General features: G+C 67.6%; 7 protein-coding genes. 4 read left to right on the forward strand and 3 right to left on the reverse strand.

Annotated features, from left to right (window positions below; all coding sequences use genetic code 11):
* Positions 1-246 precede the first annotated feature (246 nt).
* A complete protein-coding gene (locus tag QH470_RS33830; RefSeq protein ID WP_024802268.1) occupies positions 247-660 on the forward strand; it encodes a DUF5319 domain-containing protein in 414 nt (137 codons plus the stop codon).
* 201 nt (positions 661-861) lie between these two features.
* Here QH470_RS33830 and QH470_RS33835 read toward each other — a convergent pair whose 3' ends face one another.
* The 3 genes from QH470_RS33835 to QH470_RS33845 all read right to left on the reverse strand — a co-directional run bounded on the left by QH470_RS33835 (position 862) and on the right by QH470_RS33845 (position 3,601).
* On the reverse strand, positions 862-1,995 hold the full coding sequence (locus QH470_RS33835) for an anti-sigma-D factor RsdA (RefSeq protein ID WP_280276456.1): 1,134 nt from the start codon (positions 1,993-1,995) through the stop codon (positions 862-864).
* Positions 1,988-2,566 carry a sigma-70 family RNA polymerase sigma factor gene (locus QH470_RS33840; protein WP_280276457.1) on the reverse strand — a complete coding sequence of 193 codons (579 nt, stop codon included), beginning with the start codon at positions 2,564-2,566 and terminating at the stop codon, positions 1,988-1,990. Before QH470_RS33840 ends, QH470_RS33835 begins: the two co-directional genes overlap by 8 nt.
* 120 nt (positions 2,567-2,686) lie before the next feature.
* Positions 2,687-3,601: a hypothetical protein gene (locus QH470_RS33845; protein ID WP_280276458.1), complete on the reverse strand. Its 915-nt coding sequence runs from the start codon at positions 3,599-3,601 to the stop codon at positions 2,687-2,689.
* A 662-nt stretch (positions 3,602-4,263) separates the two neighbouring features.
* On the opposite strand from QH470_RS33845, the gene QH470_RS33850 reads away from it, so the two are divergent.
* The 3 genes from QH470_RS33850 to QH470_RS38380 form a co-directional block, all read left to right on the forward strand.
* Entirely contained in the window at positions 4,264-4,557 is a 294-nt protein-coding gene (locus tag QH470_RS33850) for a WhiB family transcriptional regulator (protein ID WP_187685245.1), read from the forward strand.
* Between the two features lie 469 nt (positions 4,558-5,026).
* Positions 5,027-5,590: a sigma-70 family RNA polymerase sigma factor gene (locus QH470_RS33855; protein WP_342213805.1), complete on the forward strand. Its 564-nt coding sequence runs from the start codon at positions 5,027-5,029 to the stop codon at positions 5,588-5,590.
* 1 nt (position 5,591) lies between these two features.
* Positions 5,592-5,998 (forward strand): RskA family anti-sigma factor (locus QH470_RS38380; protein WP_425302831.1); only part of this gene is annotated, 407 nt, incomplete at its 3' end.

A 5,998-nucleotide genomic window follows, 5' to 3' on the forward strand; every position in this document is an offset into this window, starting at 1 on the left:
GTGGGTTTTGGGGGGCGCGTGAACATCGTCCCCCCTCCCCCCCCCCCCCCCACCCAAAAACCCGTATACCATGGGCGCCGAAAACCCGCCGAAGCGAAGCGAAGGCCAAAAACACAGCAGCGCTCCCCACCCAACCCAACCCCACACCCGCCGAAACCCCGCGACACCGCAGGCGGCGCCATCAGACCCAGCAAAACTTCCCCGCAGCGCTGGCGCAGGTACCCCTGTTCTGCGTACCGTGGGATTGTGCGTGACCATCTACCACCTGGCCTGCCGCCGGATCCGTTCGCCGGAGACCCCTCCGACCCGTCGGCCGCGCTCGATGCCATCGAGCCGGGGGAGCCGCTGGATCCTCACGAGCGCCTAGCGGTCGAGGAAGATCTCGCCGACCTCGCTGTCTACGAGGCGCTGCTGGCCCACCGCGGTATCCGTGGGCTCGTGGTCAGTTGTGAGGACTGCCGGCAGGATCATTATCACGACTGGGACATGTTGCGCGCGAACCTGCTTCAACTGCTGGTGGACGGCACGGTGCGCCCGCACGAGCCCGCGTACGACCCGACCCCCGAGGCCTATGTCACGTGGGACTACTGCCGCGGTTACGCCGACGCGTCGATGAACGAGGCGCTGCACGGCGACGGGTTCGAGGGCTTCGACGCCTGATTTCGCGCTGATCGGATGCGTGCCGGGCAGGCCGCATCCGACATACATTCGATGCTCTGTGCCTTCGTCCGGGCAACGTACACCGGACGGGAATGTACACGGCAATGTCACGAGGACAATGTCACCACGACATGCCGCGCGCACAGCAAAGCCGACCACCTGTCGGCGATCGGTTGATGTGCTGCTCTGCGACCGTGTCCGCTATCCGCCGATTCCACCCGGCAGCGACCCGCCCGGCAACGATCCCGCCGGCGGCTTGACCGGTGTCGGCACCCCGATCGACGGGACGCTGGGACGACCGGTGGGCTCGATGGTCTGCCCACCCGGCCGCGGCGGGAACGCGGGCGCCCCCGTCGAGCCGATGGTGGTCGGCGCGCCGGTGGGCGGTTCCTGCGGGATGGTCGGCGGTTCCTGCGGCACCGTGGGTTGCACGGTGGGCAGTTCGGTCGGCAGCGACGGCGTCGTCGGCAGCGTGGGCTTGGTGCTCGGGCCGCCGGGGTTGTCCACGCCGGGATCGGTGCCGAGGGTGCGTGGATCGAAGGTGCTGGTGGGCTTGCTCGGGCTGTCGGCCGGCTGCTGGGTGATCGTCGACCCGGTGGACGGCACCTGCGGACGGCCCGTGGACTTCGGCGGGCTGATCGGCGTCAGCGATGCGGCGATGTCCGGTGCGTCGATTTTCAGCTGTGCCCACAGCTGGTTCCAGCGTTCTTCCAGCTCGTTGCGACGCTTCTGGTCGTCGACCTGGGTCGCGGTATTGCGGGAACTCGCCAGCAGCGCCTTGGCCTCTTCCGGCCGCTTCTGCTCGAGCAGAGTCTGCGCCTCGCTCAATGCGTTGTCGGCGCGCTGGGCGATGGTGGTCTGTGCCTGCTGGCTGAACACCACTTCCTTCACTCGCCACAGCGGATCGCCGGGCTGCGCACTGTAAGAGAACGCCGTCATACCGCCGAAGATCAAGGCCACCGCGGCGGCCGCACCCATGAGGGGACGTACCAGCCGTAAATGACTTCGCCGCGCGACGTTAACTCTCGTCTGCCGCGCACCGATTTCCTGATTGACCGCCGCGACAACAGCATCCAGATCCGGCCCGCCCGGCAACGGCTCCTCGACGATCTCCGCCCGCCAGTTCGCGAGCAATGTCGCGAGCTGATACTCCTCGGAGCTGTCGGTCGTCACGGGTCCGTCACCGGCGATGGCGTCGATCAAGGCATCGTCGCGGCGCACCGCGGCAATGTCGACCGGGCCGTTGTCCCCGGATGCCTCGGCGTAGGGATCGCTGTTGTGCGATCCAAGCCGCGCCTTCCAGTCGCCCCGACCGCGCTCGCCATCCCTAGCCATACATTTCACCTGCCCTCGCCACTTGTGACTTCAGTTTCGCGAGCGCCCGGTGCTGGGCCACTCGTATAGCTCCCGCCGTACTGCCCACGGCGGCAGCAGTTTCTTCTGCTGACAGACCCATGACCAATCGCAGGATCAGGATCTCTCGATGCTTCTCCGGAAGCGTCGCCAGCAGACTGTTCATCTGCCGGCTCGTTTCGGAATCGAGAGCGCGCTGCTCCGGCCCCTGGTCGGTGGATATGACATCTGGTACTTCGGCCATCGCGTCCGCCTTGTTACGGGCGGCGTTGCGATGAGCATCGGCGACCTTGTGCGAAGCGATTCCATACACGAAGGCCATGAACGGCCGCCCTTGGTCCTGATAACGCGGCAGGGCGGTCATCACGGCCAGACAGACCTCCTGCGCAACGTCGTCCGCGGAGAGCTGCCCACGCTCCGCGGATCCGATCCGCGCACGGCAGTAGCGAACTACCAGTGGACGGATGATCTCCAGTACCTGGGCTAAAGCCGAACGATCGCCCTGCGCTGCGGCAGCGACGGCGGCGTCCAACTCCTCGCCCGTGTGCGTCATCGTCAGAGATATTCCTGGCGTTACAAGTGGCACGGTCGGTTGTTGACCAGTGCTTCCGCCGATCGGCGGAACGGCTCCAACAATAGCGGCTTCACAACCCGTGACGGGCAACACCTGGGATCAGCCACTACCGAGAACCTCATCGTCCGAACGCAATACACCGCCATGACCGGCCAGGTCCTGCGCACATGCGCGCGCTTCGGCCGCTGCTCGGGCCGCATCGGCGCCCTCGTCGACCCCCGCCCGCAACATCGCGCAGGCCCACCGGAGCGGAAGCAGACCGTTTTCCCGGCTCTGGGAGGAGACCAGCGCGGCGGATGCCCGAGACTGTTCGACATCGCCGGCGGCGGCCGCCGCGGCGGCGACGAGTAGACGGGACTTGACGCGATGGCGCACCGACGGGCCACGCTCCGCGAGTGCGAGCGCGGTTTCGGCGTACCGCAGCGCGGAGCCGGCAACCAGCCCGCGGTCCGGCGCGGCCAGCGCGGTCTCGGCCGCCACCCAGTGCCAACGCAGCCGAGCGCGCGTCCCGTCGTCGGCGGCGGAATCGGGAAAATCGCCGAGAAAGTTCTGGCAACGTTTCAGCAGCCGCGCCGACAGCTCCGGCCGGGCGGTCCCCAGCGCATCGGCGGCCAGGCCGGTCAACGCGTCGCAAACCGCTTCGCGCCAGGCCGCCGGCCCGGCCGCGCCGGCGGTGGGCGCCTCCGGGAGCACCAGTGCGAGCGCCCGGCCGTCGAGTACGGCGGCGCGCGCGTGCCGGCCGAGTTGCCGCAGCAGCGAGGCGCGGGTGCTGGTGATCAGCGAGCGCAGCGCCGGGTCGGCGCCGCCGCGGTACGCGCGGTGCAGTTCGGCCCGGGCGGCGGCATAGCGGCCCTGGCCACCCAGAACGACCGCGCGCAGCCAAGATTCGACGGCGTCGGCGGCGGCGGGCAATTCGGCCGCGGGGATGCCCGGACGGGCGCCGAACGCGGCCTCGACGAATATCGCGTGCCGCGGGTTCGCGAGGGGGTCGGGCAGCGCGGAGAAGTGATTCACCGCCGCACCTTATCCGGCGACCCGCACGCCCCCGCGCGAACCCGTTTCGAACCGCGAGCAACCATTCAGCAAGAGGAAAGCGCCGCAGATGTTTCGATCTCGTAAAACAACGACGGGCAATCGCCCAGCACGTATGTTAGGAATTTGTATGCTTTTCGGATAATTAACCTGCGCGCCTCGGAGCGGCCATCTGACCATCGCCCACATTCGCCCGATCGGTGGCGTCCGCCACATACCACAAGCTACGCCGGCGATGGAACAACCGCGTCTTTCTTTCGATGAAAAGGGCCATGACCTGGCCGTTTATGGCCTATCACAAGACAGCAACGGACAGGCCCCGAACTGGCCAACCGATCAGTATCGCTATCGGTGGCCCGGATGTAAATAGCAGGAAGGTTAAATCTCGGAACCGCTCCCTTTGGAATCGTCGCCAGAGAAACTATTGACTGGATTTCGCTATGCGTCCTAACGTACGACATCGCCGTCGTCGGCGCCGTGTGAAATTGCGGCGACCACGAACTGCGATCGCCGGAACTCCGGCGACACGGTCCGAGCCCGATCTCGGCGAGGTCTCATCCGACCGCGCCTCGAGGTTCGGACAGACCGCTGCTGACAAGCACCGCTCGACAACGCCGACGAGCTCGCACCACTAGGAGTTCACGATGCCCATGCCCACCCACCTCCCCGGGCCCAATGCCGACATCTGGGATTGGCAGATGCGCGGTTCCTGCCGCGGTGTGGACTCCTCCGTGTTCTTCCATCCCGACGGCGAGCGCGGCCGCGCCCGCGCGCAGCGTGAGCTGCGCGCCAAGGAGATCTGCCGCACCTGCCCGGTGCTCATGCAGTGCCGCAGCCACGCGCTGAAGGTCAGCGAGCCGTACGGCATCTGGGGCGGGATGTCGGAGACCGAGCGCGAGATGCACGCGCGGCGCAACCGCCGCCGCGTGACGGTCTGATTCTCGCGCCCTCGAATTTTCTCCCATCCGGAACGCTCGGCGCGCCGAATGCCTGGCAAACGCCCGGCCATTGCGCTACCGGCCGGTGACGCCGACACAGGCGCGCAGGCTCCTTCGGTCACCGCCGACCGCCTGCCGCAAGATGGCCAGAAGCCTTGCCCACCCCTGTCGCCGCCCGCCTTGTCGCCGCGATGCCGGGTACGTCCGAATCGAACACAGCGATCCACACAATTTCCGGCGTGTCTTACCGAAGACTGCCTCGGCGTGTCGGGCAATGTCCGAAAACCGCTGAGCCGCAGTCAGTTTGCCGATACCCCCACCCGAGAGGAGGTCATAGCGGCACGCTACGGTAGTGGCCGATGACACAGAATGGAGCGTTGTGACAACGCGGCCGCCGGCCGCAGAGGGCGACTCGTTCCAACAAGCTATCCGGGACGAGCGGGTGGAAACACCCCGCGGAGACTCTGCGGTGACGGCGCGCGCAGCCGAAAGCCTCGAACTAGCCGCGCTTCTCGAACGCTGCGGCCGATCCGACCAGGAGGCCTTCGCCGAGCTGTACGACCGAACGTGCGCCCGGGTGTTCGGCCTGGTCCTGCGTGTCCTACACGACCCCGGCTACGCGGAGGAGACCACGCAGGAGGTCTACCTCCAGATCTGGCGCACCGCGGCCAACTTCGACTCGTCCAGGGGATCCGCGGTCACCTGGCTGATGACGCTCGCCCACCGCCGGGCGGTCGATCGCGTCCGCGCCGAGCAGGCCCACGCCCAGCGCGAAGTCGCCTACGGCGCAAGCTCTCTCGGTAACGAATTCGACGAGGTCACCGAAGAAGTAGGACGAAGGCTCGATCAGCAGGCGGTCTTGGAAAGCCTGTCCACCCTGACGGAGACACAGCGGGAAGCCATCTCGCTGGCCTACTTCGGCGGGCGGACGTATGCGGAAGTAGCGGAGTACCTCGGCGTCGGTTTACCGACCGTGAAGTCCCGCATCCGCGATGGATTGACACGATTGAAGAAGAGTTTGGGAGTGACGTGAGATGAACGAAAGCCAGATCGATCTCGCGCATGCGGTCGCGCTCGGATCGATCGGCGACGAGGACCGGCGCGCCGTGCACGATGTGCTCGATTCGGGCGACGCGGCGCTGCGCGCGGACTTCGACAGCGAAGTGCAACAGACCAGAGAAGCTCTCACCGTGTTCGCCTCGGCGTCGGCCACCCCGCCCCCCGCCACCCTCCGCACCCGCCTGCTCGCGGCCATAGCCGCCGACCAGACCCCCCCCGCCGCCCCCCCCCCCCCCCCCCCCCCCGGGCCCCCGGCACCCCGGGCCCAAAAAAAACGGGGGGCGGGCCGCCCCCCACGCCGAGGCCCCATTCGACCACCACCACGGCGTCGTCCAGGTCGGTGTCGAGGTCGAGGGCGTCCAGTTCGTCCAGGTCGCCGCCG

Origin of the sequence: Nocardia wallacei, from assembly GCF_029868745.1 — a bacterium.
Lineage (GTDB): Bacteria > Actinomycetota > Actinomycetes > Mycobacteriales > Mycobacteriaceae > Nocardia > Nocardia wallacei_B.

What these genes read in the sequence shown, in the direction of transcription:
- QH470_RS33835 (WP_280276456.1), bottom strand. Translation starts at nt 1,995, where the DNA reads ATGGCTAGGGATGGCGAGCGCGGTCGGGGCGACTGGAAGGCGCGGCTT.
- QH470_RS33840 (WP_280276457.1), bottom strand. Translation starts at nt 2,566, where the DNA reads ATGACGCACACGGGCGAGGAGTTGGACGCCGCCGTCGCTGCCGCAGCG.
- QH470_RS33850 (WP_187685245.1), top strand. Translation starts at nt 4,264, where the DNA reads ATGCCCATGCCCACCCACCTCCCCGGGCCCAATGCCGACATCTGGGAT.